Source organism: Azospirillum doebereinerae (assembly GCF_003989665.1).
In the GTDB taxonomy this organism is placed as follows: domain Bacteria; phylum Pseudomonadota; class Alphaproteobacteria; order Azospirillales; family Azospirillaceae; genus Azospirillum; species Azospirillum doebereinerae.
The window spans coordinates 80,516-106,293 of sequence record NZ_RZIJ01000002.1 but is presented as its reverse complement, the minus strand read 5'-3'; the positions used below and the strand labels follow the sequence as shown (position 1 = coordinate 106,293).

Below are 25,778 nucleotides of genomic sequence, written 5' to 3'. Positions count from 1 at the left end.
CCCGCGAACACGTCCACCCCAAACGCGAACGGACGCCCCCGAAGGGGCGCCCGTCGACGCGGCACGTTTGCCGGGAAGGCTCCGGCCTTAGAACAGGCGCAGGATCGACTGCTGCGACTGGTTGGCCAGCGAGAGGGCGATGGTGCCGAGCTGCTGCCGGGTCTGCAGCATCAGCAGGCTGGCGCCTTCCTCGTTCTGGTCGGCCAGCGTCAGCTTGCTGGCACCTTCCGTCAGCACGTCGCTGAACTCCTTGGTGAAGGTCTCGCGGGTCGTGATGATGTTCAGGTTGGTGGACAGCTGCTGCGAGGCCGAACGGATCGTGGCCTTGGCGTAGTCGAGGCCGGCGACCGCGTTGTCGATGTCGGAGCGGTCGGTCCAGTCGTTCTGCGCCTCGTCCAACCGCAGGCCCTGGCCGCTGGAGGTCAGGTTCAGCGCCGTCACGCTGATCGAGTTGGTGTTGCGCTCGTTCAACTGCACGGTCAGATCGTTCGACGTGTTGGCGTCGGAGGTCTGCTTGGTGATGATGTTCGCCGCGCAGTTCGCCGAAGCCGCCAGCTTGATGGTCTTCTCGTCCAGCTTGAAGCGCACCGTGCCGCTGTCGAAGGCGAAGGATTGGTCGCCGTCGGCCAGCTTGCCCTCACCGCGCTTGGACATGCCGTCGCGGGTGATCTGCGAGCCGTTCAGGTTGGTGACCTGGACCTGGATGTCGACGTTCTTCTCGATGGTCGAGATGCCGTTGCCCTGGTTGTTGGCCGCCTCCAGCAGCGTGCGGTCGACGGTGAAGGACACCACCGTGCCCGAGGCGAAGCTTTCCGAGATGTGCTTGGTCAGCGCGTTGGTCGTGCTGGCCGACAGCGTCACCTCGCGGGCGGCGCCCGAGGAGGTGGCGCCGGTCAGGGTGATGGTGCCGTTCGCGCTGACCGAGATCGTGGCGAGATCCTTGCCCTGCAGACGGCCGCTGGCGCCAAGTGCCGTGCTGATCGACGCGCTGAGCTTCGTGGCGATGTTCGCCTTGCCGTTCTGACCGATCGCCACGTCCGCCGAGGTCGCGGTGTAGCTGAAGGTCTGCCCCTCGACCGTGATCGAGAAGATGTCGCCGGCTTCGATGGTGCCGCTGCCGACCGTGACGGTCGAGACCTGCGCCGTGCCCGAGGTCGCCGCCGTGGACAGGCTCGTCCCGATCGACTGGTTGTTGTCGAAGTAGCTGATCGTCCGGCTTTCCTTGCCGTCCGTGATGACGAAGGAGCGCTCGCGGCCGGTGGCGCCGCGCACTTCGATCTGCACGTCGGAGAAGCTGCCGGCGGTGGTGGACATCGTGCCCGACAGCTTCAGGCCGGTCAGGCCGTGCGCCGTCTCGGTCTTGGAGATGTCGCTGACCGAACCCTCGATCGACGCGTCGCCCTTGAAGCGGATCGAGTAGGTGTCGGACGAGACGACGTTGGTGACGCGGGCGTTGTCGACGCCCGCGATGGTGTTGACCGCCATGCGCGACGCGCTGGTGCTGTCCAGGCGCAGGCCGTTGCCGCCGATCAGGTTCTTGCCCTGGTAACCGCTGTCGCCGGCGAGCTTGTCGATCTGGGTCTTCAGCGTGTTGAACTGGCTGGCCAGCGACTTGCGGGTGGCGACCGACGCGGCGTCGGTGCCGAGCGCGGCGTAGGCGGCGGTGGTCAGGCCCTTGGCCTGGTCGATCATGCTGTCGATCGAGGTCAGGCCCTTGTCGGCCGCCTTGATGGTGCTGATCGACTGGCCCATCGCGTCCTTCAGCGACGAAAGGTCGCCGGCGCGCTGGGAGAGGCCTTTGGCCGCGAAGAACGCCGTGGGACCATCCAAGGCCGAATTGATCTTGTTTCCGGTCGAGAGGATGTTCTGCTTCTTGTCGATACCCGCCTGCGTGCTTTGCAGCTGGAGCAGGTTGGTCCGCATCGAGGCGGTCAGCGTCACTTCGTTGGCCATGGCTCCTAGTCTCCTTCTGAGGCTGTCCTCGCGGCTGGTCTTTGACCGAGCGAGGCAACGTGCGTTTGCGTGACACCCACCTTTCAAATGTCGTGCCAATTTTCAGAAAATCGGCTATCACATTGAAAAATAACGATAAAATAAGAAGTTTCCGCGCAAATGCCCCGCGTCCCCTTGGGAGTAGCCAAGGAGGGTGAAAAAGATTCCCGGAAAACTTTGCCGGGGTCGGACGGAACTGCCGGTGAGTCCGGTGGAGGATTCTTCCCATCGGCGGATCGGCGCGGCTATGGTCGCGGTAGCACCAACCACCCGAAACCCGCAACGGAACCAGGGATAAGGATCAGAATCATGACCGGTCGGATCGACGCGCGCCTCGCGGAGCTGGGAATCGAATTGCCGCAGGCGGCGGCCCCGGTGGCGGCCTATGTGGCCTACACGCGCTCGGGCAACACCCTGTACATCTCCGGCCAGATCACCGTCTGGAACGGCGAGCGCAAGTTCGTCGGCAAGGTCGGCCAGGATTTCACGGTCGAGCAGGGCAAGGAAGCGGCCCGCCTCTGCGCGCTGAACATCCTGGCGCAGGCCAAGGCCGCGTTGGGCGGCGACCTCGACCGGGTGACCCGCGTGCTGAAGCTCGGCGGCTTCGTCAATTCCGGCGCTGATTTCCATGACCACCCGGCCGTGATCAACGGCGCGTCGGAGTTGATGCAGGACGTGTTCGGCGACGCCGGCAAGCACGCCCGCGCCGCCGTCGGCGCGCCCTCGCTGCCCGGCAACGTCGCGGTCGAGGTGGAAGCGGTTCTCGAAGTGGCCTGAAGACCGGGACGGCGCTGCGCGTCTCGCGCTGGACGCGGCAGGGGAGCCTTGCCGCGGCGCGGCGCGAGACCCACGTCTTTCGGCGATGCAAGGGGGAAGACTTCATGCCCGACGGCCGTGACGCCATCACCGTCAAGATCCTGTCCGGGATCGGATTGGCGGACGCCCAGGCGTGGGACGCCTGTGCCGGACCCGGCAATCCTTTCCTCTCCCACGCCTTCCTGCTGGCGCTGGAGGAATCGGGGTCGGCCACCGGCAAGACCGGCTGGCAGCCCAGCCATCTGGCGGCCTACGACGCCGCCGGCCGCATGGTGGGGGCGGTGCCGGCCTATCTGAAAAACCATTCCTACGGCGAGTACGTCTTCGACCACGCTTGGGCCAACGCCTACGAACGGGCGGGCGGCAGTTACTACCCCAAGCTCCAGGTCGCGGTTCCCTTCACCCCGGTGCCGGGGCCGCGTCTGCTGGTGGCGCCCGGCGGCGGGGAGATGGTGGCTGCTGCCCTGATCGATGCGCTGGAGCAGGTCGCCAAGCGCTACGGCGTGTCCTCCGCCCACGTCACCTTTCCGGAGGAGGCCGACTGGGAACGGCTGGGCGAGGCCGGCTGGCTGCAACGCACCGGGGTGCAGTATCATTGGGAGAACCGGGGCTACGCGAGCTTCGACGCCTTTCTCGACACGCTCAACTCCCGCAAGCGCAAGGCGATCCGCAAGGAGCGGCGGGAGGTCGCCGACAGCAGCGTGCGCCTGCACACCCTGACCGGCGACGCCTTGATGCCGGAGCATTGGGACGCCTTCCACACCTTCTACATGGAAACCGCCGACCGCAAATGGGGCGGCGGCTATCTGAACCGGCGTTTCTTCGATCTGCTCGGGCGGACCATGGCCGACCGGGTCGTGCTGGTGATGTGCGAGGACGGCGGCGAATGGGTGGCCGGCGCCCTGAACCTGCTGGGCGCGGACACGCTCTACGGCCGCAACTGGGGCTCGGACGGGCGCTACCGCTTCCTGCATTTCGAGGCCTGTTATTACCGCGCCCTCGATTTCGCCATCGAGCGCGGACTGAAGCGCGTCGAGGCCGGCGCGCAGGGAGAGCACAAGATCCAGCGCGGCTATCTGCCGGTTCCCACCTACAGCGCGCATTGGGTCGCCGATCCGGGGTTCCGCCGGGCGCTGGACCGCCATCTGGCCGAGGAGCGCGCCGCCGTCGCCGCCGAGATCGAGGCGCTGGCCGGGATGTCCCCTTACCGCCAGGAGGGCGGGGCGGCCTCCGCCGGATGAGTCCTCATCGTAATTTCGCGACGTTTCTGGGCGAAATGCCGGGGAATTGTTTAGGAACGTGACATTTTGCAATGGGGACTTCCGCGTGTCCCCGAGTTTCGGGTATCCTGGCGCTCAGCGAGGCATTGTGTGGAGACGCCTCCATGACAGACCGCGCCATGGAGTTCCTGAAACAGGTGCGCGATCACCTGTTCTACCTGAAGCTGCGACCGGGCGGAATCCGGCTGCAAGCCAAGGGCGCGGATCTGTCGGGGTTGCGGCTGAGGGGGTTCACGCTGAAATCCTCGGTGCTGACCCAGGTCGATTTCACCGACGCGGAGCTGGAAGAGGTCAGCTTCGACATGTCCGACCTGTTCGGATCGAATTTCACCCGCGCGGTGCTGGTGGGGTCGCGCTTCGTGCGCGCCGACCTGCGGGGCGCCAATTTCCTGAAGGCCAACCTCCGCCGCACCGATTTCGAGGAGGCCGATCTGCGCCCCGGCCAGATCCTGAACTTCTCGTCGGGCAAGCAGGAAGTGCGGCAGCGCACCAGCCTCCAGGACGCCACGATGGAGGGGGTGAACTTCAAGAACGCCGATCTCAGCCACGCCGACCTGACCAACAGCGGCATGCGCGGCACCGATTTCGCCGGGGCCAACCTGTTCGCCGCCAATCTGGCCGGCGCCGACCTGCGCGAGGCGAACTTCACCGGGGCCAAGCTGAAGCGCGCGATCCTCAACGGCGCCGCGCTGGGCCAGTCCATCCTGCGCCACGCCGATCTGCGCGAGGCGGTGCTGCGCAACGTCGATCTGGCCGAAAGCGACGTGTACGGCGCCAATCTGGACGGCGCCATCTACATGAAGGGCGCTGGCAGCCTGCCACCCGAGGTCCGCCAGATGCTGGACGCCCACATCCAGTGGATCAACAGCGGCGGCCGGCAGGGGCTGCGCGCCGACTTCACCGGCATGGACCTGCGCGGCGTCGACTTGACCGCCGCCGATCTGTCGGGCGCGGTGTTCCGGGGCGCCCGGTTGAACGACGCATCGCTCGCCAACGCTTTCCTGTCGCTGGTCGATTTCGGCGGGGCGACGCTCTGCGGGGCGAAGTTGGATCAGGCGATCCTGACCGGCGCCAACCTGATGGACGCGGACCTGTCCGGTGCCCACGCGGGCGGCGCCGACCTCGGCATGGTCGAACTGCGCCAGCCCAACGGCGCGCCGACCGGCCGGATGTGGCCCGCCAACCTGTCGGGCGCGACGTTGACCGGCGCCGATCTGCGCGGCGCCCGACTGACCGGCGCCAAGATCGCCGGGGCGGTGTTCGAGAACGCCAACCTCGCCTCCGCCGATCTGCGCGGCTGCGACGAGAGTTCCGCCAATCTGACCCGCGCCTATCTCTCCGGCGTCCGCCGGGGCGCGTTGAGCACGCCGGCGCACACCGAAAAGCTGGCGCTTCTGGCCGTTTAGGCCGTTGTCCAGGCAGAAAGCACCGCCGCCGCGTCGCTTTCTCGCCACGCCTCGCGTCGCGGTGGGGGACCTCCATCGACGCGCAACCCCATCAGCGTTTCGACCAGCGGTTCCGGTCCCGGCGTGACGTGGATTTGCCCGCGCGCCGCGACGTGGGGGTGTGCGGCGATCTCGGCGATGGCAGGCAGCGCTTCGAAGCAGCAATCCACCGGGTCGAGCAAGTCTCTCCACGCCGCCAGCGTACGGTCGGCGAACAGCGTGTCCAACTCTGCGATCAGCGCGGTCTGGGGCAGGGCATCGGCCTGCCGGGCGGTCCAATCGGGGCGGCCGACCGCCTCGCAGAAGCCGCGCCAGAACTTTGGTTCCAGCGCCGACAGGGTGATGAAGCGCCCGTCCGCCGTCCGGTAGAGGCGGTAGCAGGCGACGCCGCCCGACAACAGCGCCGCGCCGCGCCCCGGCATTTGGCCGCGCGCGGCGGCGGTCAGGTTGAGGCCCTGCCAGCCCAGCACGGTCTCCATGATCGACAGGTCGAGGAAGCAGCCCACGCCGCTCCTCTCCCGTCCGAACAGCGCTGCCGCCACCGCCAGCGCCGTCTGCTGGGCCGAGGCGAAATCGGCGACCGGCAGATAGGAAATCACCGGCCGGTCGGGCAAACCCGACGCGTCCAGCCCACCGCCGACCGCCATGTAGTTCAGGTCGTGCCCGGCCCGCGTCGCGTAGGGACCGTCGTAGCCCCATCCCGACAGGCTGGCGTGGACCAATCGCGGGTTCAACGCGCGCAACCGCTCGCGCCCCAGCCCGAGCTTGTCCATAACGCCGGGGCGGTAGCTTTCGATTAGGGCATCGGCCTTGGCCAGCAGGGCTTCCAGCTTGGCGCGGCCGTCCGCCGTCTTCAGGTCGAGCGCCACGACGGTCTTGCCGGCGGTGAGGATCTTGTAGGCGGCGGTGACCCCGTCCGAATCGGTCGGCCCGAGGAAGCGGAGCGGATCGCCGTCGGGCGGTTCGACCTTCACCACCTCCGCGCCGAGGTCGCCAAGAAGCTGGGCCGCGTGCGGACCGGGCAGATACTGGCCGAGGTCGATCACGCGCAGACCGGACAGGAAAGGCAGGGGCATTGGAGACTCAGGAGGCTTGTCGGCGTTCGGCGGCAGTCCTCTCCCGTCAAAGGCGGGAGAGGGTTGGGGAGGGGGCTTCGTCAGCCGACGCTCACCCCCCCGTCACGCTCATGTGCCGGGGCACCGCCGGGCCGCTGTGGCGACGGTCGATGATGAAGTCGTGGCCTTTCGGCTTGCGGGTGATCGCCTCGCGCACCGCGTCGATCAGGGGGCCGTCCTCGTCGCTCAGCCGCATCGGCGTGCGCAGGTCGGCGGCGTCCTCCTGGCCCAGGCACATGTAAAGCGTGCCGGTGCAGGTCAGCCGCACGCGGTTGCAGCTTTCGCAGAAATTGTGAGTCAGCGGCGTGATGAAGCCGATCCGCTGCCCGGTCTCGGCGACGCGGACGTAGCGCGCCGGCCCGCCGGTGTTGTAATCGGTCTCGTCCAGCGTCCAGCGGGTCTGCAACTCCGCCTTCAGCATGCTCAGCGGCCAGTACTGGTCGAGCCGGGCGGTGTCGCCGATCTCGCCCATCGGCATCACCTCGATGAAGGTGAGGTCGAAGCCCTGCTCGCCGCACCACGCGACCATGCGGTGGATCTCGTCGTCGTTGACGCCCTTCAGCGCGACGCAATTGATCTTGATCTTCAACCCGGCCTCTTTGGCCGCCTGGATGCCGCCCAGGATCTTGTCGAGCTTGCCCCAGCGGGTGATCGCCTGGAATTTGTGCGGGTCGAGCGTGTCCAGCGACACGTTGATCCGCCGCACGCCCGCCTCGACCAGACCGGCGGCGTGCTTGAACAGCATGGTGCCGTTGGTGGTCAGCGTCAGCTCGTCGAGATCGCCGGACTTCACATGGCGGCCCAGCGCGTGGATCAGCCGCATCACGTCGCGCCGCACCAGCGGCTCGCCGCCGGTCAGCCGCAGCTTGCGGGTGCCGAGCTTCACGAAGGCGGAGCAGAGCCGGTCCAACTCCTCCAGCGTCAGCACCTCCGCCTTGGGGAGGAAGCTCATGTCCTCCGCCATGCAGTAGACGCAACGGAGGTCGCAACGGTCGGTCACCGACACGCGCAGATACTGCACGGCCCGGCCGAACGGATCGACAAGGGGGGCGGGATGCGCGGTGGTCATCGGGTTGCCGGCCATTGGTTGTTGTATCGGTCGCTGGGCTTGGTGGTTGGGTGGACGCATCATACAGAGATGGTGTCGCCTTGTCCCATGGGGGAGGGGGAGGGCGCCTTGATTCCCATCAAGTGGAAATCCGGCGGGCGGGGAAACTTTGCCGCCACCCTTGCCGTCGCGTCCGCGCGCCGCCAAACTCGGCCCATGAACACGCAGATCTTGGCGAATAGACCCGTGCCGATGAATGAACCGATCGTGGGCGTCCTGCTGGCCGGCGGCCTGTCGCGCCGCATGGGGGGCGGGGACAAATGTCTGCGCCGCCTGGGTGATCGGACGATCCTGGAGCGAATCGTCGCGACCCTGCGCCCGCAGGTTGGCCCGCTGGTGCTGAACGCCAACGGCGACCCGTCGCGCTGGGCCGGCTTCGGCCTGCCGGTTGCGGGCGACGTGGTGGAGGGCCACGCCGGGCCGCTGGCCGGGGTGCTGACCGGGCTGGACTGGGCACGGGATCACGCGCCGGACGCTCGCTGGGTCGCCAGCGTCGCCACCGACGCGCCCTTCCTTCCCGGCGATCTGGTCATCCGTCTGGCCGAGGCGCTGAAGCGCGAGGGCACCGATCTCGCCTGCGCCCGGTCGGGAGGGCGGGTACATCCGGTCTTCGCGCTGTGGCCGGTGCGATTGGCCGAGGATCTGCGCCGCGCGATGCTGGAAGAGGATATGCGCAAGGTTGGCGCCTGGACGGCGCGCTATCGGACGGCGGTGGTGGATTTCGCGGTCGAGCCTGTGGATCCCTTCTTCAACGCCAACCGCCCGGAGGATCTGAAGGAGGCCGAACGACTGCTGGAATCGGGAGTCGTGCGATGAGCGATTTCCTTGCCGAACGCCGTGCTGTGATCGACGCTTGCCTCGCCATGAACCGGCTGGGAATCAACCAGGGTTCGTCCGGCAACCTGTCCCTGCGGGTGGAGGACGGCTTCCTCGTCACCCCGACCAGCCTTCCCTACGACGAGACGACGCCCGAGGACATCGTCGCGATGGGGTTCGACGGCACCTATCGCGGCGCCCGGCGGCCGTCCTCGGAATGGCGCATCCACCGCGACATCCTGCGCGCCCGCCCCGACGTGGAGGTCGTGCTGCACGCCCACCCGACCTTCGCGACCGCGCTGGCGGTGCATGGGCGCGGCATCCCGAGCTTCCACTACATGGTGGCGCTGGCCGGTGGCGATTCGATCCGCTGCGCGCCCTACGCCACCTTCGGCACCCAGGAACTGTCCGACCACGCGCTGGCCGCGCTCGACGGCCGGCTGGCCTGCCTGCTCGCCAATCATGGCATGATCGTGTTGGGCCGGACGGTGAAGGCGGCGTTGGCGCTGGCCGTGGAGGTGGAGACGCTGGCCCGGCAGTACCTTTACGCCCAGCAGCTCGGTGAGCCGGTCATCCTGCCGCCCGACGAGATCGCCCGCGTGGCGGAGCGGATGCGGCGGATGAAGTACGGCCAGCCGCTCGACGACGGGGACGGACCCGAGGACACCGCCCGCCCGCGTTCAGCCTGACGCGGCCGGTCTGACCGGCTATTGGGTAAGCTGCGCGACCGGCTTGTAGGAGGCGACGCGCAGCAGCGGCTTGGCGTTGCCGACCGCCTCGACCTGCAACGGGCGCTCCTCCGCCGGGGGCTGGTAGACCGCCGGCAGGGTCAGGGTGATGCGGGTGCCCTGGCCGGGTTCGCTGGCGACCTCGATGTCGCCGCCCAGCATGGCGGTGTAATGCCCGACCAGCGTCAATCCCAGCCCGGCGCCGCGCCGCTTGCCGTTGGCGTTGGGGGCGCCGCCCTGGGCGAAGGGCTGGAACAGCCGCGCGGTCTGCGCGGTGGGGAAACCCTTCCCGGTGTCGGCCACGGTGAAGCGGAACCATGTGGCGCCGTCGCGCTCGATCTTCTCCGCCGACAGGATCACGGCGCCGCCCTGGGTGAACTTGCAGGCGTTGTCCAGCAGGTTCAGCAGCGCTTGGCGCACCTTGGTGAAGTCCGAATGCATGGCGCCAAGCCCGGCCGGCGCCGCCACGGCCAGCGAATCGCCGTAAAGATCGGCGGCGGGCAGCGAGCGTTCGCGCACCTCGATCAGCAGGCGGTTCACGTCGAAATCCTGGAGGCAGACGTCCATCGCCCCCGCCTCGATCTTCGCGTAGTCGAGCAGGGCGTCGACCAGCCCGGCCAACTGCTCGCCGGTCCACTGGATGTGCTCGACGTCGACCGCCAGCTCCTCGACGCCCAGCCGGTGCAGCTCGGTCATCAGCGCCTGGCTGGAGTTGACGATGTCGCTCAGCGGGCCGTGCAGCTCCTGGCCCATGTTGACCAGGAAGTTCGACTTGGCGTGGCTGGCCTTTTCGACTCGGTCCTTCTCGCGCAGCAGGCGGGCGTGCGCTGTCTCCGCCTCCTGGCGCTGGCGTTCGGTCTCCCCGGCGGTGGCGCGCAGGGAGTGGACCGCGCGGGCCATGGCGGCGATCTCGTTGTCGCCCTGCACCACCGGCAGCGCCACGTCGGTCCGTCCGGCGGCCAGCGCGGTGACGGCGCCGGCCATGGCGTGGACCGGGCGGGCGACGCTGCGCTGGACGAACCAGACCGCCAGCAGCCCGACCAGCAGCACGCCGCCGCCGACCCACAGCGCGACCTTGGTGTAGCCGCTCATCCCGTCGGCCAGCGCCCCGCGCAGCCCGACGGCCCCGGCGTCGGCGCGTCGGCGGATCTCGCCGATGTTGGCGGCGATGCCGGCGGCGTTGGGGGCCATCGTCTCGGCGCGGACCGTGTCCTCCTCGACCACCGCCGCCTCGGCCTTGCCGGCGGCGTCGGCGGCCTTGGTCAGCAGGTCGCCGACCTCGCCGATGGTCTGGCGGGTGCCGGGAACCCAGAGGTAGCGGTTCATCTCGCTCAGCTTGCCGCGCGCGGTGTCGAGTTGCGCGCGCATCGCGTCCGAATCCTGCGGGTCGCGGCGTTCGATGAAGCGGGACAGGTGTTCCTGCATCAGCAACACGGCGATGGCGGCGTCGCTGGCGAGCGCGGTCGAATCGACGCCCCCGGCGCTCTTCAACAGGCCGAGCTTCTCGCGGGTCTGCGCCACCACCGGTTCCAGCACGGTGATCAGCAGCGTGGCGCGCTCGTTGCGGAGCGCGATGGCGCGCTGGACCCCGGTCCAATACTCGTTCAGCGAGGCCTTCGCCTTGGTCACCGCCGTCACGTCGGCGGGGTCCGAGGCGCTTTTCGTCAGCGCGTCCAGCCGCTCCACCACGGTGTCGTGGCGCCACGTCGCGTCGAGCAGGCTCTGGTCGTCGCCGTAGGTCAGATGGTCGCGGACCGCGACCTCCAGGTCGCGGAAGCCGATGTCGGCGTCCGCCGCCGCCTGGGACATGTCGGCGCTGTTGGAAAAGGCGCCGACGTCGCGCGTCACCGCGTGGAACCAGCCGAGCCCGACCATGGCCAGGACCAGCACGAGGGCCAGGACGACGCCGAATCCGGCGGTGATCCGCGCCGCCACGGTCATTTCGCGGAATCGGGGCAGCCCGCCGCTCCGGGACAGAATGCCGCTCCGCTTCACGCCAACACCCGCACGCGCTGTCCAATCCGAAAGCCGCGCGGGCGAAAGGCCCGCCGCGCGGGCGGGATTGTAGCTTGGCGCGTCCGCACCGCAAACAGACAAGTGCGGGTCAGGCCGCGTCCGCCGCGTTGGAAAACGCGTAGGCCTGCATGCCCAGACTGCCATGCTCGAAGCCGGCGTGCAGCCGTTCGGCCCGCGCGCCCTCCCCGGCGGCGCCGAGCGCCACCGGCAGCGGCAGGAAATGCTCGTCGGTCGGGTGGGCGTGGCGGGCGTCGGCGCTGACGGTCAGCCAGTTCGCCACCGCGTCGGTGTCGCCGGCGGTCAGCGCGGCGTCGAGCCAGTCGGCGAAGCCGGTCGCCCAACGGGCGGTGCCGCCGGTGCCGTAGACGAACTCCCGCAGGTTGTGGACCGCGCCGCCGCTGCCGAGCACCAGAACGCCCTGGCGCCGCAGCGACTCCAACTGGCGGCCGAGCGCGATGTGGTCGGCGGCGCTGCGCCGGGGCTGCACCGCGAACTGGGCGACCGGGATGTCGGCGTCGGGGTACATCAGCATCAGGGGAACCCAGGCGCCATGGTCCAGCCCCTGGGCCGGGTCGATGACGGCGCCGGTCAGCGCGGCGACGCGGTCGGCCAAAGCCGGGGCGCCCGGTGCCGGGTAGCGCAGGCGGTAGAGTTCCTCGGGGAAGCCGTGGAAGTCGTGGACCGTCTCGGGCGCGGCGGCGCCGCTGACGGCGGGCTGGCGGGTGTTCCAATGGGCCGAGACGGCGAGCACCGCGCTGGGGCGGCCGAGTCGCGCGCCGAGCGTGGCGAGGAAGGCGCGGGCGGCGCTGTTCCTTTCCATCGTCAGGGTCGGGGCGCCGTGGGACACGAAGACGGACGGGAAGACGGGCATGAGGCGATACGGACTCCAGCCGGGCGGAAGGGCGGGGCGGTGGCGGTCCGTCATTCGACCAAAGAAAAACCCCGGCGCCTAGGCCGGGGTTTTCCAAAACTCCGTTGCTGTCCCCGCAACAAAGGCGGGGTCAACGCCGGTTCAGTGCAGGTGCTTGGGCAGCTCGGCGATCGACTGCTCGATCAGCCGGTCGGCCTGGACCGCCTGGAGACCGCCGGACAGGATGCGGCGGCTGGCGCCGATCGCAACGTCCACCGTCAGGTTGCGAACCTCGGTCACCGCCGCGGCTTCCGCCTGGGCGATGCGCTCCATCGCCTGGGCCTCGCGGCGCTTGAGCGAGGATTCGAGGTCGGTGCCGGCCTGGGCGCGGAGGCGGGCGGCCTCCTCGCGGGCGTGGGACAGGACGGCCTCGGCCTCCTTCAGCGCGTCGGCCTGACGGCGCTGGTAGCCGTTGAGCAGGGCCTGGGCGTCCTTGTGCAGACGCTCGGCCTCGTCCAACTCGGCGCGGATCTTCTCGGCGCGGCCGTCGAGGACGGAGCCGATGGCGGCCCCGGCCTTCTTCCAGACCAACGCCATGAAGATCACGAAGGAGACGAGAACCCAGAATTCAGGCGTGTTCATCCCTGGCGCTCCTCGATCACGGCCGCCACGGCGGCCTCGGCCTGGGCCTGATCGACGTCGATCCCGGCCAGACGGCCGGCGATGTCGCGGGCGATGTCGGCCGACGCGGTGCGGACGTTGGCGAGAGCCTGCTCCTTGGCCGTGGCGATGGACGCCTCGGCGGTGCGCAGACGCTCGGCGATGTCGGCGCCGAGCGCGGACTGGCGGGCCTGGTTGTTCGCCTCGATGTCCGCGCTGGCCTGACCGATCAGGGTCAGGGCCTCGGCGCGGGCGCCGGCGAGGGACGCCTCGACCTTGGCCAGGACGGCCTGGGCCTCTTCCTTCAGCTGCGCGGCCTTGGCGAGGTCACGCGAAATGCGCTCCTCGCGCGCCTCCAGAACCTCGGCCACGCGCGGAAGCGCTTTCTTGGACAGGAGGTAGTAGAGAACGCCGAAAGTCAGCGCCAGCCAGAAGATCTGGGTCGGAAAATTGGCGGGATTGAGCTGCGGCAGGCCGCCGGAAGCGTGCTCGCCGCCATGCGCCGCGTCCGGAGCGTGCTCCGCCGCAGCCGCCAGGACGGTGCCGGCCATCGTGGTGAGGGTGACGAGCGAAGCGCCCGCCACACCCGACCAGCGGGCCAGCCGGCCTTTGGCCAACAGGTTCGGCATGATCGGTCCCCCTAGGCAAAGGAGCGGCGCCGCAACTTCCGCGAAGAAGCCCGGCGCCGCGTCGTCAGAGCTGTTTTTTTGAAAAGCCGCTCTGGCCTTAGGCGAACAGGATCAGGAAGGCGATCAGCAGGGCGAACAGCGCGACGGCTTCCGTCAGCGCGAAGCCCAGAATGCCGATCGGGAAGACCTTCGGCTGGACGGCGGGGTTGCGGGCGATCGAGCCGATGAGCGTCGAGAAGATGTTGCCGATACCCATGCCGACGCCGGCGAGAGCGATAACGGCCAGACCGGCACCGATGTACTTTGCGGCTTCAGCTTCCATGGTACTCATTCCTCTAGGTAAGTATTGAACGCGATGGAACGGGGTGACGTCAGTCCGGAAGGCAGGGCTGCTTAGTGCAGTTCCAGCGCGTCGCGGATGTACAGGCAGGTCAGGATCGAGAAGACGTAGGCTTGCAGGAACGCGACCAGGAACTCGAAGCCGGTCAACGCGACGTTGATGGCGAGCGGAACCAGACCGGTGACGAAGCCCAAAGCGCCGAGACCGCTGATCATCATGACCGTGAAGCCGGCGAAGACCTTCAGCATCGTGTGACCGGCCATCATGTTGGCGAACAGTCGGATCGAGAGGCTGACGGGGCGCATCACGTAGGAGATCACCTCGATCGGGATGAGGATCGGGGCGAGCGCCACCGGCGCGCCGTGCGGCATGAAGAAGGAGAAGAAGTGCGTCCCGTGCTTGATCAGGGCCAGCACGGTCACGAACACGAACACCACAGCCGCCAGCGTGAAGGTCACGATGATGTGGCTGGTGAAGGTGAAGGTGTAGGGGATCATGCCGATCATGTTGCCGAAGAGGACGAACATGAAGATCGCGAACACGAACGGGAAATAGGGCTTGGCGTCGTGGCCGGCGTTGTCGCGCACGAGGTTGGCGACGAACTCGTAGAACATCTCGGCCGCCGATTGCAGGCGGCCCGGGACCATCGACTTGTTCGCCATGCCGACGACCAGCAGCGCATAGATCAGCGCCACGGCCACGACCATGAAGAAGGCGGATTTCGTGAACGAAACGTCGTAGCCGCCGAGGATGATCTGGAACCACGAACTGATTTGAAACTGGTGCAGCGGATCCAAGGTCGTCCTCGCTCAGTGTGCGTCGCCGTCTTGGCGCTCGTTGTCCCCAGTGGGCCGGCTGTAGCCGGCGGCGATGCCGAGGCCGGTGACGGCCCGGTAGACGTTCAGCACTCCCGCCGCCGCCCCGAGGAAGAACATGACGATCAGTCCCCAAGGCGCCGTGCCGAGCCAGCGGTCGAGCAGAAGCCCGCCGCCGACGCCGACGATCATGGCCGCGACCAGTTCGGTCCCGATGCGAAGGGCGGTGCCCAACACTCCCTGGGGGGGACGGTGGTATTTGCTACCAGGTCCGCCCGACCAGCCGCGTTGTCCATCACGCGCCTTGCGCAAACGGGCTTCGAGGTCTTCCAAGGGATCGGGGGGCGGTTTGTCGTTCATGCCGCCCTCATTTCCCTTGTCCCGCAGCCACGCGAAAGCGGCGAGACCATACGGTTGGGGCTCAACCCTGTCAAGTCGCAAAACCCTCTTGTTAAGTTATTGAAAGGATTGAAGAAGAAAGGAAATAACACGGTTTTCGCCGCAGTGCGGCGTGTTGTCCCGTTCCGGCTTGCAAAAAAAACGTGCGACGGGACCGCAAGCGAGGGCTTTTTCGGGTCATCCCGCGATGCGGGTGCCCAGATCCTGGGCGATGCGGTCGGCGGTGGTGCCGGCCGGATAGACGCCGACGAAACCGCCGTCCGGCCCCATCAGGTAGATGAAGCTGGAATGGTCCATCAGGTATTCGTCCGGCTTGCCGTCCTTCTGCGGCGCCTTGGCGTAATAGACGCGGTAGGCGCGCGCGGTGTCGCGGACCTGGTCCGCCGTGCCGGTCAGCCCGATCAGGCTGGGGTGGAACAGCGCGACGTAGTCGTTGAGGTGCGCCACCGTGTCGCGCTCCGGATCGACCGAGACGAAGAGCGGCTGGACCCTGTCCGATTGCCGGCCGAGCAGGTCCAGCGCCTGGGTCATCACGCCGAGTTCGGTCGGGCAGACGTCCGGGCAGTAGGTGTAGCCGAAATAGATCAGCAGGTATTTGCCGCGATAGTCGGCGTCGGTGACCGTCCTGCCCTTGTTGTCGGTCATGGTGAAGGGACCGCCGATGGGGACGGCGCTCTTCGTGGCGCCGGCCACCGTCTCGGTCATGTTGTTGACCTGCCACCAAGCGATGCCGGCGGACGCGGCAAGGGCCAGGACGGAGGCGGCGGCGATGCGGAGGAGTCTTGCCTTCATGATGCGACAGGAATGGGCCCGACCGCCGCCGGGGTCAAGGGGAGCGGCGCCGGCCGCAGGGCAACGGGTTCAGATTGACGAGGGGCAGGGGTTCGGATGAGGTGCTTTGAGACACGGATGAACACGGATATCCACGGATGAACACGGATAAGATTTTCTGTTCATCCGTGGGCCGGCACCGCCGGCATCCGCGTCAAAAATCCCCTCGCATGGATGTCCGGAGCGCGAATCACGCCGCGTGGCGCCGTTCGGCGAGGTGCTGGCCGATCCGCTTGTCGGAGCGCTGGATGTGTTCGAACAGCCAGTCGCGGACCAAGGCCAGCAGATCGTCGCCGATGGCGGATTCGCCCGTGTCCAGCCGGTGCTTCAGCTCGGTGACGCGGTCGAGCAGCGCGTCGTGCTGGGCCTTGTGGGCGGTCCGGTCGGGGTAGCCGCTGCTCTCCATCCACCGCTCCTCCTGCTCGAAATGCAGGATCGTGTAGGTCAGCAGGCGCCCGACGGCGTCGGCCAGCGCCGAGCGGTCGGCGCCGTCGCGGATGCGGGACGCGGCCTCGTTCAGCAGGGCGATCAGGATCATGTGGTCGGTGTCGATTCCCTCGTCGCCGACCGCCAAATCCTCGCTCCACGCCATGTAGACGGTGGGGCCGCCGGCGGCCGGATCGGTGTCGTGCAGCGCGGCGAGCGGGGCGGCGTTGATCGCCTCGACGTTGACCAGGAAGGCGTCCACCATCCCGCGCAGGGCGCCGGCCTGCCGCGACAGGCCGCCGGCCGCGCCCAGCAGGTCGCCGACGGAGCGTTCCGTCTCCAGCGCCGCCGCCGACACCGAATCGATGCTGGCCGAGACCTGCCGGGTGCCGTCCGCCGCCTCCGTCGCGCTGCGGGCGATCTCGCCGGTGGCGGCCCCCTGCTGCTGGACGGCGTCGGCGATGGAACTGCCGATGGCGTCGCTGCGGGCGACGATGGCGCCGATCTCGTGGATGGCGGCGACGGCGGTGCGGGTGGCGTCCTGGACCTCGGCGATGTGGTGGGCGATGTCCTCCGTCGCCTTGGCGGTCTGGTTGGCGAGCGTCTTCACCTCGCCGGCCACCACGGCGAAGCCCTTGCCCATCTCGCCGGCCCGTGCCGCCTCGATGGTGGCGTTGAGCGCGAGCAGGTTGGTCTGGCTGGCGATGCCGGCGATCAGGTCGGCGACCTCGCCGATTCGCCGCGCCGCGCCGCCGAGTCCATCGACCTGCGCGCCGGCCCGGTTCGAGGCCGCGACCGCCTGGGTCGCGATGGCCGAGGAGGCGACGGCCTGCTCGCCGATCATCGCGATGGAGCCGGTCAGCTGCTCGGCCGCCGCCGCCACGGTCTGCACGCTGTGCGAGGCCTGCTGCGAGGCGTCGGCGACGGAGGTCGCCTCGTGCCGGTTGCGGTCGGCGGTGGCCGACAGGGTGCGGGCGGTGCTTTCCAGCGTGCCGACGGCGCCGCCGACCGTGCGGATGGTCTCGGCCACGGTGGCGTCGAATCGGTCGGTCAGCCGTTTCAGGGCGCGGGCGCGCTGCTCGGTCACGCGGTGTTCGACCTTCTGGCGTTCCCAATGATGGGCGAGGTCGATCTGCTGGACCCGGAAGATCTCGACGGTGCGGGCCATCGCGCCGATCTCGTCGGCGCGGGCGGTGCCGGGCACCGCCACCGCGCTGTCGCCGCCGGCCAGCGCCTTCATCGCCCGCGCCATGCCGTCGAGCGGACGGACGATGGCCCGGCTGACCAGCAGCGCCACCAGGGCCGCCACCGCGCCGATCAGCAGGCCGACGGCGCCCAGCCGGAGCGCGGCGTCGCGGAAGGCCGCGTCGACGTCGTCGACGTAGACCCCGGATCCGATCAGCCAGCCCCAGGGCTGGAAGCCCGTCACGTAGGAGATCTTCGCCACCGGCGCCGCCGATCCGGGCTTGGGCCACAGGTAATCGACGAAGCCGGCGCCGTCCGCCTTCACCACGCGGACGAATTCGACGAACAGCGCCTTGCCGTTGGGGTCGGTGTTGCGCGACAGGTCCTGGCCGTCCAACTCCGGCTTGATCGGGTGCATGATCATGCGGGGGGACAGGTCGGTGACGAAGAAATACTCGGTGCCGTCGTGGCGCAGCGCTTTCAGGGCGGTCTTGGCCGCTCCTTGCGCCGCGTCGCGGGTCAGGGCGCCGCTGCGCTCCTGCGCCTCGTAATGGGCGACCAGGGTGTGGGCGACCTCCACCACGCTGCGGGTCTTCGCCTGCCGGTCGAGCATCATCTCGGCCCGCAGGCCCAGCAGGCTGACCGCCGCCACCAGGACCAGGCCGGCCCCGGCCGCCGCCAGGATCAACCCGATCTTGCCCTTGATGCTGATGCGTTCGAACAGGACGATGGTCGAGGTGGCGGTCGAGGTGGCGGTCAAGGCGGCGGTCCTCCGGTCACGGAATTTTTATTTCCATAAAAATTTCATGACTTCTTGCCCGGCACGTTTTGTTCGTCAAGACATATTGTTTGTGTCGCGGACTTTCATTTTGTCGCACAGGGAGCCGCGCGCCCCCGGCCGATGGGCCGGAGGCGCGCGGGGGCATGGTCGGAGACGCGGTTACAGTACGGTCAGCATGCTCGCCACCAGCGGATGGCGGACGATGTCCTTCTCGGTCAGGCGGGCGACGGCGATTCCCTCCACCGCCTCAAGCCGGCGGGCGATGTCGGCCAGACCGGACAGGTTGTCGAGCAGGTCGGTCTGGTCCGGGTCGCCGGTCAGCACCATGGTCGAGTGCCAGCCGAGCCGGGTCAGCAGCATCTTGATCTGCGAGTAGGTGCAGTTCTGCGCCTCGTCGATCACCACGAAGGCGTTGTTCAGGGTGCGGCCGCGCATGTAGCCGATCGGGGCGATCTCGATGGTGCCGTCCGCCATCAGGGCGCGCAGCCGCTTGGCCCCCATGCGGTCGGTCAGCGCGTCGTAGAGCGGGCGCAGGAAGGGCGCCATCTTCTCGTGCATGTCGCCCGGCAGGAAGCCGATGCTCTCGCCGGCCTCCAGCGCCGGGCGGGACAGGACGATGCGGTCGACGCTGCCCTCCTCCAGCGCCTCGACGGCGGCGGAGATCGCCAGATAGGTCTTGCCGGTGCCCGCCGGACCCAGCGCCATCACGAGGTTGTGCGCCTTGATGGCGTCCATCAGCAGCTTCTGGTTGGCGTTCTGCGGCTTGACGGTGCGGAGATAGCTCTGGTCACGACGCTCCTCGCCGCCCAACGGATCCCAGCCGGAGGCGGCGGGAAACAGCGGGTGAACCTTGGATTCGGTCGCTGTGGCGACAATGCCTTTGCTCGAACGCTTGGCCATGACGCATCTCCTCGAAGGGTGGGGGTGGCGCCGAACTCCGGACACAAAAAAGCCTCCCGCAAGGGGGAGGCTCGTAACGGTCGCGCGCCAGGATGAAGGTCGGGGCGGAGGCCGGGATGTGTGCCGGTTTCGGGTCTGCCGGTGCGGGCCGCAGACGGCCGGGCACCCAGGGATGGGGGCCGGTCGATCGTTCTGCGAAGGTCGGAACAAGGTGCAAGAGAACCTCGTCGTCGTTGGGAACCACGCACGCCAACAGTATCGTTTGCAACGCGAAACGTCAGGCGAAATTGCGGTCGGCACAAAATATTCATACAAGATGTGGTGTGGTTGCCGCAGGAGAGCCGCCCGCCCGGTCAGGCTACCCCAAGCTTCCAGAGGGATAGGAACGGAGCGGGGAAGCATCCCCTGCAAAGGTTCTAGGACCGGCGAAAGGCTTTGCCGCCGCCTGCCGCTTTGGTTACTATATCCTGTGGTCGGGGGATTCACGGACGCAACACGTTGCCTTGTCGGCCGATCGGGTGAGGAACCCGGTCCGGGGCGGTGGTGTGTGGCTTTCGAATGTCACCCCGGAGAACTGGATTCGCTTGTATCCAATGGGCACGGACGGCTAGAAGGCGCGGTAGGAACCGGCTTCATGCGCACCGCTCCGCCTTCCGCACCCGGCCGCCGGACGGGGTGAGGTCGGTCGGGCGACGCGGATCGGCAGAAACGAACGGGAAAGCAACGGTGAGCAGCGCCATTCAGGTTGCCGAACGGGACGCCCCGTTCCAGTTGCGGGGCAATTCCTTCACCATGATGGTGTTGAAGGTCAACGCCCCCGCATCCCCCGATTTCTTCACGCAGCTGAACGTCAAGGTTCGGCAGGCGCCGAACTTCTTCCGCAACGCGCCGGTCGTGCTCGATTTCGACGAATTGCCCGAGTCGGTGGTCTTCGACCTCGGCGCCTTCGTGGCGCAGGTGCGGGCGCATCACCTCTTGCCGGTCGGCTTCCAGGGCGGTCCCCGCCCGGTGCAGGAGGCGGCGCTGGCCGTCGGCCTGACGCCGATGCCGACCGGCCGGGTCGCGCGGCTGGAGGATGTGGTCAAGGGACCGGACCCGCGCGCCGCCGCCACGGCGACCGCGCCGCAGGTGATGGTCGAGGTCGTCCACCGTCCGGCGATGGTGGTGACCGAGCCGGTGCGGTCCGGGACCCAGCTCTACGCCGAGAAATGCGACCTGATCATCGCCGCCTCGGTGTCGCCGGGGGCGGAGCTTCTGGCCGACGGCAACATCCATGTGTACGGCGCGCTGCGCGGCCGTGCGCTGGCCGGCGTGTCGGGGGACACCACGGCGCGCGTGTTCTGCCAGAGCCTGGAGGCCGAGGTCGTTTCTGTCGCGGGTGTTTACCGCGTCAGCGAAGACATCGGCAGTGACTTTTTCAAGAAGCCGGTGCAGGTTTTCCTGCGCGACGGGGTTCTGCGCATGGAACCGTTGAAGACGGCCTAAAGGGAAGCGTGGTCCAAGGACAAGGGCTGGGCTTTCCGTTTCGGTGACGGCAACTTTGGGATTTAGGGGAGAGGCTCCGTTGAGCAAGATCATCGTCATGACCTCCGGCAAGGGCGGTGTCGGCAAGACGACCTCATCCGCCGCGTTCGCGACCGGGCTGGCCCTGCGCGGATTCAAGACGGTCGTCATCGATTTCGACGTGGGCCTGCGCAACCTGGACCTCGTCATGGGCTGCGAGCGGCGCGTCGTCTTCGACTTCATCAACGTCATCAACGGCGAAGCCAAGCTGAGCCAGGCGTTGATCAAGGACAAGCGGATCGACAACCTCTACATCCTCCCCACCTCGCAGACGCGCGACAAGGACGCGCTGACCCGCGAGGGGGTGGAGCGGGTGTTGAACGACCTGTCGAAGGAGTTCGACTACATCCTGTGCGACAGCCCGGCGGGCATCGAGCGCGGAGCGCTGATGTCGCTGTACTTCGCCGACCACGCGATCATCGTGACCAACCCGGAAGTCTCGTCGGTGCGCGACAGCGACCGCATCCTGGGCGTGTTGAACTCGCGCTCGCGCCGGGCGGAGCAGGGGCTGGAGCCGGTCTCCCAGCAGCTTCTCCTGACCCGCTACGACCCGGACCGCGTCGAGCGCGGCGAGATGCTGAAGGTCGACGACGTGCTGGAGATCCTGGCGATCCCGCTGCTCGGCGTGATCCCGGAAAGCCAGGCGGTGCTGCGCGCGTCCAACGTCGGCATGCCGGTGATCCTGGACGAGGCGTCGAACGCCGGCCAGGCCTACACCGACGCGGTCGGCCGGTTCCTGGGCGAGGAGATCGAGCACCGCTTCGTCAGCCCCCAGAAGAAGGGCCTGTTCAGCCGGCTCCTGCGGAGGAGCGCATGAGCATCTTCAGCTTCTTCCGTTCGGCTCCCCGCCCCTCGGCGGTCCAGGCCAAGGAGCGGTTGCAGATCGTCATGGCGCACGAACGCGCCGGCCGCACCGGTCCGGATTACCTGCCGATGCTCCAGCAGGAGCTTCTGTCGGTGATCGCCAAATACATCGACATCGACCAGAACAAGGTCGAGGTGAAGCTGGACCGTGGCGGCGACTGCTCCACCCTGGAGCTCAACATCGAGCTTCCGGCGCGCGAGCAGCTGAAATCGGCGATGGCCGCCGTCAAGGGCGCCAAGCCGGAGCCGAAGCCCGCCGACACGGCCGACGGGGAGGCCAAGCGCTCGGCCGCCAACGGCCCGCTGACCGACGGCGGCGTCAAGAAGCGGCACTGACGCCGCGCGTTCTTGACGCACCCGCGCGCTTCCGGCGCCGCCATGCCCTTGGGGTTGCCCAAGGCGCCGTGGCGGCCGCCCGTTTTTCCCGACCCTGCGCGCCCATCCCGTCACGGGCATAGGCCGTCCTCCCCCTCCGTCCGGGTTTACGCCCGGCGCGCGACGGGGTATCAACGAGGACAGAAGCGCCGCGAAAGACCAATTCCGCCAAGGATCTGCACCGCGCCGCGCCGCCAACGGGAAAAGAGGCTGTCCATGTTCCTCGATTGCTCGTCGCTGATCGCCGACAACCCGCCGCGTCTGTCGAACGGGATCGCGGTCACGGACATCGACGGGGACGGCGCGTTCGAGCTTGTGGTCGCCGGTCACGGCACCAACAACCTCGTCCTGAAATGGCGCGACGGCCAACTGGTGGACATCGCCGGGCCGCTGCTGGCCGACCCCACCGGGCACGCGGTCGGGCTGGCCGCCGCCGACGTCGACGGGGACGGGCGCGAGGAGCTGTACGTCGTCAACTCCGACCGGGCGACCGGGCCGAAGGACATGGCCGACCGGCTGTTCGCCTGCTTCGGCAAGCATTGGATCGACCTTCTGGCGCAGTCGGAGAACATCGGCGTCGCCAACCGGACGGCGGCGCGCTCCGTCGCGGCGCTCGACCGCTGGGGGCATGGCCGCTACGGCTTCGTGGTGGCGACCGACGGCGCGCCCCTGCGCCTCTACGAGCTGACCCGCCGCGGCCGGCTGGAGGACGCGGCGGAGGAGGCCGGGCTGGACGTGATCGCCGCCGTGCGTGGCTTGACCGCGCTGCCCATCGTGTCGGACCGCATGGATCTGGTGGCGATCAACGATTGCGGCCCGAACCAACTGTTCCGCAACTTGGGCGACGGGAATTTCGAGGAGATCGCCGAGGAGCGCGGCATCGTCGATTCGCGGCCATCGGGCCGGGCGGTCGTGGCGCTGGACGCCGAGGGTGACGGGTTGTTCGGCCTGCTGGTCGGCACTTGGGATGGGGCGCAGCGGCTGTTCCTGCAACGCTCCGGCGGCGGCTTTGTCGAGTCGGCGGGCAGCGAGCTGTCGATGCCGGGCAAGGTCTTCACCGTGGTGGTCGCCGATTTCGACAACGACGGCCACGAGGAGTTGTTCTTCCACACCCAGGGCGAGCCCAACCGCCTGTTCGGCTGGCGCCACGACCAGTGGCAGGAGCTGGACCTTGGCGACGCCGCCGAGCCCAAGGGCATGGGCACCGGCGCGGTGGCGGCGGACATCGACGGCGACGGCCGGCTGGAGCTGGTGCTGGCGCATGGCGACGGCACGGCGCAGCCGCTGTCGGTCTACCGCACGGCGGGCAACCACAACGGCTGGCTGCGGGTCCTGCCGCTGACGCCCTTCGGCGCCCCGGCGCGCGGGGCGGTGGTCATCTGCACGGCCGGCGGCCGTCGGCAGCGCCGGGCGGTCTGCGCCGGGTCGGGCTATCTGTGCCAGGGCGAGCCGGTGGCGCATTTCGGGCTGGGCGCCCTGCACGCGGTGGAGCAGGTCGAGGTGCGCTGGCCCGACGGCACCGTGGTGGTGGTGGAGAACCCGCCGGCCGACCGCCTGCTGACGGTCACCTACCCGCCGGAGTAGCGGTGCCCGCCGCCGTCTTTGCTGCGACGCACAATTCACAGGGCAGACATTTCAACGCATCAACCAGTTTGACCTTTTCTGTCGCCTCCGGTCTCTTTAGATTGAGGTTTCTTGCGCTGCCCGTTCTCTGCGAGTGGCGTGGGCGAACGAGGGAGCGTCTCCGTCCTCCCGTTCGCCGGCCGGCATCAGCAGGCGGACACCGGCGGCGCCAGCGCTGCCCGGCGCCCGCGGGGATCACCAAGCCTATGTCACGACGCGATGTGCCCCTGACGGGGGTGGAGCGGTTCTTCGAGCCGGACGAGGTCATCGTCTCCAAGACGGATCTCAAGGGGCGGATCACCTACGCCAATAGGGTCTTCCAGCGGGTCGCCGGCTACAGCGAAGCCGAGCTGATGGGCGCGCCCCATTCCATCGTCCGCCACCCGGACATGCCGCGCTGCGTCTTCAAGCTGCTGTGGGACACGCTGGAGGCGAAGCAGGAAATCTTCGCCTACGTCGTGAACCGCGCGCGCAACGGTGACCATTATTGGGTCTTCGCCCATGTCACGCCGAGTTTCGACGCATCCGGCCGCGTGATCGGCTATCACTCGTCCCGCCGGGTGCCGGAACGGTCGGCGCTGGACAAGGTCGTTCCGCTGTACCGCACGCTCCTGGACATCGAAAACAGCCACGCCGACCGCAAGCAGGGCATGGAGGCGGGGTTCGCGACGGTCGTCGGCCTGCTGACCGAAAAGGGTATCGGGTATGACGAATTCGTCTTCTCTCTCTAGGGCCGCGCTGGCGGTCGCCGTCGCCGGGGCGGCGACCGCCGCTCTGCTCGCCGTCGAGGCGGCGGGTTTGGGCGGTTCGGCGCTCCGCCTCGGGCTGGGCGCCGTGGATCTGGCGGCGCTCGCCGGGGCCGGGCTGTTCCTGCGCCGCGCCGGCGCCGCCGTGGACCAACTGGCCGAGGTCAACCGCGCCGTGGCGCGCGGCGATTTCGAGGCCCGCGTCATCGGCATCCGCGAGGGCGGGACGCTGGGCGAGGCGATGCACGCCGCCAACGACGCCATCGACCGCACCGACGCCTTCGTGCGCGAGGCCACCGCCTCGATGCATGTCGTGTCGGAGCACAAGTATTTCCGCCGCATCGTGCTGCGCGGGATGCAGGGCGGCTTCCTGCACGCCAGCCGCACCATCAACACGGCGACCGACAGCATTGCCGCGAAGGTCACCGGCTTCGCCGACGTGACCGTCCGTTTCGAGGGCCAGATCCGTCAGGTCTGCACCGAGGTCGCCGGCACCGCCCACAAGCTGGAGGTCTCCGCCCGGACCATGGAAACCGACGCCGACCAAGCCACCGGCAAAGCGTCGTCGGTCGCCGCGTCGGCGGCGCAGACCGGCTCCAACGTCGGCAGCGTCGCGGCGGCGACGGAGGAGCTGTCGACCTCCATCGCCGAGATCGCCCGCCAGATCGGCGAGGTCGCCAAGGTCGCCGAGGACGCGGCCGGCGAGGCCGAGCGGTCCAACGCGCTGGTTGCCCAGTTGTCGGGCGCCGCCCGCACGGTGGGCGACGTGGTCACCCTGATCAACGACATCGCCAGCCAGACCAACCTGCTGGCGCTCAACGCCACCATCGAGGCGGCCCGCGCGGGGGAGGCCGGCAAGGGCTTCGCCGTGGTGGCGCAGGAGGTCAAGCGGCTGGCCGACCAGACCGCCAAGGCGACCGGTGACATCGCCGGCCAGATCGCCGGCATCCAGCACTCCACCGACGAGGCGGTCGACGCCATCGTCGGCATCGGGCGCACCATCCAGACGATCAACGGCATCGCCGGCGGCATCAGCGCCGGGATCGAGCATCAGGGCACGGCGGTCCACGAGATCGTCGCCAACATGGAACAGGCCGCCGCCGGCACCCGCGCCGTGTCCGACGACATCCGCGACGTCACCGACGCCGCGACCCGCACCAGCGGCGCCGCCCACGACGTTCTGGCTGCGTCCGAGCGGATGGCCGCCGAGGCCGACCGCATGACCCGCGAGGTTCAGCATTTCCTGGATGAAATGCACCGTGTGGCCTGATCCGCGCCAGCTGCCCGGCGAATGAGCACACGCGCCGGGCGTGTCCAAGCTTCTCGGATTGATTGTGGCTTATTTCAGGCATTTCCTGAATTTTTGTTACGATTTTGTCTCGTAACTGTGTTACATCCCAACCATGTGAACGCGGCGTTCACACACCGTTGTCTGCCGGGATATCACACTGCTGTTTGTTTCAGCATGTTAACCG

General features: G+C 68.4%; 24 protein-coding genes. 11 read left to right on the top strand and 13 right to left on the bottom strand.

From position 1 onward, the window contains the following. Positions 1-87: 87 nt before the first annotated feature. The gene (locus EJ913_RS03740) at positions 88-1,953 is read right to left on the bottom strand and encodes a flagellin N-terminal helical domain-containing protein (RefSeq protein ID WP_126994931.1); all 1,866 of its coding nucleotides are present in this window, start codon (positions 1,951-1,953) and stop codon (positions 88-90) included. A gap of 348 nt (positions 1,954-2,301) precedes the next feature. On the opposite strand from EJ913_RS03740, the gene EJ913_RS03735 reads away from it, so the two are divergent. The 3 genes from EJ913_RS03735 (at position 2,302) to EJ913_RS03725 (ending at position 5,494) form a co-directional block, all read left to right on the top strand. Further along, complete coding sequence (locus EJ913_RS03735; RefSeq protein ID WP_126994929.1) at positions 2,302-2,769, top strand: RidA family protein; 468 nt, start codon at positions 2,302-2,304, stop codon at positions 2,767-2,769. A 104-nt stretch (positions 2,770-2,873) separates the two neighbouring features. Beyond that, positions 2,874-4,049: a GNAT family N-acetyltransferase gene (locus EJ913_RS03730; RefSeq protein ID WP_126994927.1), complete on the top strand. Its 1,176-nt coding sequence runs from the start codon at positions 2,874-2,876 to the stop codon at positions 4,047-4,049. Positions 4,050-4,192: 143 nt separating this feature from the next. Further along, the gene (locus tag EJ913_RS03725; protein WP_185909675.1) at positions 4,193-5,494 is read left to right on the top strand and encodes a pentapeptide repeat-containing protein; all 1,302 of its coding nucleotides are present in this window, start codon (positions 4,193-4,195) and stop codon (positions 5,492-5,494) included. On the opposite strand, the gene EJ913_RS03720 is transcribed toward EJ913_RS03725, so the two are convergent. Further along, positions 5,491-6,609 carry a CaiB/BaiF CoA transferase family protein gene (locus EJ913_RS03720; protein WP_126994923.1) on the bottom strand — a complete coding sequence of 373 codons (1,119 nt, stop codon included), beginning with the start codon at positions 6,607-6,609 and terminating at the stop codon, positions 5,491-5,493. The two genes, EJ913_RS03725 and EJ913_RS03720, sit on opposite strands and share 4 nt — an antisense overlap. Positions 6,610-6,700: 91 nt before the next feature. Then, complete coding sequence (moaA, locus tag EJ913_RS03715; protein ID WP_244939227.1) at positions 6,701-7,732, bottom strand: GTP 3',8-cyclase MoaA; 1,032 nt, start codon at positions 7,730-7,732, stop codon at positions 6,701-6,703. Between the two features lie 216 nt (positions 7,733-7,948). On the opposite strand from moaA, the gene mobA reads away from it, so the two are divergent. Beyond that, on the top strand, positions 7,949-8,572 hold the full coding sequence (mobA, locus tag EJ913_RS03710) for a molybdenum cofactor guanylyltransferase MobA (protein WP_126994921.1): 624 nt from the start codon (positions 7,949-7,951) through the stop codon (positions 8,570-8,572). Further along, positions 8,569-9,261 (top strand): class II aldolase/adducin family protein, encoded by a 693-nt coding sequence (locus tag EJ913_RS03705; RefSeq protein WP_126994919.1) that lies wholly within the window; start codon positions 8,569-8,571, stop codon positions 9,259-9,261. The genes mobA and EJ913_RS03705 overlap by 4 nt, the downstream gene beginning before the upstream one ends. A gap of 18 nt (positions 9,262-9,279) precedes the next feature. Here the strand turns inward: EJ913_RS03705 and EJ913_RS03700 are convergent, their stop codons facing one another. From EJ913_RS03700 to EJ913_RS03655, 10 genes are all read right to left on the bottom strand, one after another. Next, entirely contained in the window at positions 9,280-11,241 is a 1,962-nt protein-coding gene (locus tag EJ913_RS03700; protein WP_244939226.1) for a sensor histidine kinase, read from the bottom strand. A gap of 163 nt (positions 11,242-11,404) precedes the next feature. Further along, on the bottom strand, positions 11,405-12,187 hold the full coding sequence (locus EJ913_RS03695; protein ID WP_126994915.1) for a dioxygenase family protein: 783 nt from the start codon (positions 12,185-12,187) through the stop codon (positions 11,405-11,407). Between the two features lie 141 nt (positions 12,188-12,328). Further along, positions 12,329-12,808 (bottom strand): F0F1 ATP synthase subunit B family protein, encoded by a 480-nt coding sequence (locus EJ913_RS03690; protein ID WP_126994912.1) that lies wholly within the window; start codon positions 12,806-12,808, stop codon positions 12,329-12,331. Beyond that, positions 12,805-13,455, bottom strand: a complete 651-nt coding sequence (locus EJ913_RS03685) for a F0F1 ATP synthase subunit B family protein (protein ID WP_126994910.1) — start codon at positions 13,453-13,455, stop codon at positions 12,805-12,807. Before EJ913_RS03685 ends, EJ913_RS03690 begins: the two co-directional genes overlap by 4 nt. Before the next feature lie 97 nt (positions 13,456-13,552). Further along, positions 13,553-13,777, bottom strand: a complete 225-nt coding sequence (locus EJ913_RS03680; protein WP_126994908.1) for an ATP synthase subunit C family protein — start codon at positions 13,775-13,777, stop codon at positions 13,553-13,555. Positions 13,778-13,848: 71 nt separating this feature from the next. After that, positions 13,849-14,592: a F0F1 ATP synthase subunit A gene (locus EJ913_RS03675; RefSeq protein ID WP_126994906.1), complete on the bottom strand. Its 744-nt coding sequence runs from the start codon at positions 14,590-14,592 to the stop codon at positions 13,849-13,851. Between the two features lie 12 nt (positions 14,593-14,604). Continuing rightward, positions 14,605-14,844, bottom strand: a complete 240-nt coding sequence (locus EJ913_RS03670; RefSeq protein ID WP_238519935.1) for an AtpZ/AtpI family protein — start codon at positions 14,842-14,844, stop codon at positions 14,605-14,607. Between the two features lie 342 nt (positions 14,845-15,186). Continuing rightward, entirely contained in the window at positions 15,187-15,801 is a 615-nt protein-coding gene (locus tag EJ913_RS03665; RefSeq protein WP_126994902.1) for an SCO family protein, read from the bottom strand. A gap of 229 nt (positions 15,802-16,030) precedes the next feature. Beyond that, positions 16,031-18,211: a bacteriohemerythrin gene (locus EJ913_RS03660; protein WP_238519936.1), complete on the bottom strand. Its 2,181-nt coding sequence runs from the start codon at positions 18,209-18,211 to the stop codon at positions 16,031-16,033. Between the two features lie 180 nt (positions 18,212-18,391). Continuing rightward, positions 18,392-19,132: a PhoH family protein gene (locus EJ913_RS03655; RefSeq protein WP_126994900.1), complete on the bottom strand. Its 741-nt coding sequence runs from the start codon at positions 19,130-19,132 to the stop codon at positions 18,392-18,394. Positions 19,133-19,858: 726 nt separating this feature from the next. Here EJ913_RS03655 and minC point away from each other — a divergent pair. From minC to EJ913_RS03625, 6 genes are all read left to right on the top strand, one after another. Then, complete coding sequence (gene minC, locus EJ913_RS03650; RefSeq protein ID WP_238519937.1) at positions 19,859-20,617, top strand: septum site-determining protein MinC; 759 nt, start codon at positions 19,859-19,861, stop codon at positions 20,615-20,617. Positions 20,618-20,696: 79 nt separating this feature from the next. After that, entirely contained in the window at positions 20,697-21,512 is an 816-nt protein-coding gene (minD, locus tag EJ913_RS03645; protein ID WP_126994896.1) for a septum site-determining protein MinD, read from the top strand. Beyond that, positions 21,509-21,895, top strand: a complete 387-nt coding sequence (gene minE, locus EJ913_RS33205) for a cell division topological specificity factor MinE (RefSeq protein ID WP_126994894.1) — start codon at positions 21,509-21,511, stop codon at positions 21,893-21,895. The genes minD and minE overlap by 4 nt, the downstream gene beginning before the upstream one ends. A gap of 255 nt (positions 21,896-22,150) precedes the next feature. Further along, complete coding sequence (locus tag EJ913_RS03635; RefSeq protein ID WP_126994892.1) at positions 22,151-23,518, top strand: CRTAC1 family protein; 1,368 nt, start codon at positions 22,151-22,153, stop codon at positions 23,516-23,518. Between the two features lie 245 nt (positions 23,519-23,763). Beyond that, complete coding sequence (locus EJ913_RS03630) at positions 23,764-24,288, top strand: PAS domain-containing protein (RefSeq protein WP_126994890.1); 525 nt, start codon at positions 23,764-23,766, stop codon at positions 24,286-24,288. Then, positions 24,263-25,573: a methyl-accepting chemotaxis protein gene (locus tag EJ913_RS03625; protein WP_126994888.1), complete on the top strand. Its 1,311-nt coding sequence runs from the start codon at positions 24,263-24,265 to the stop codon at positions 25,571-25,573. Before EJ913_RS03630 ends, EJ913_RS03625 begins: the two co-directional genes overlap by 26 nt. Positions 25,574-25,778 lie beyond the last annotated feature (205 nt).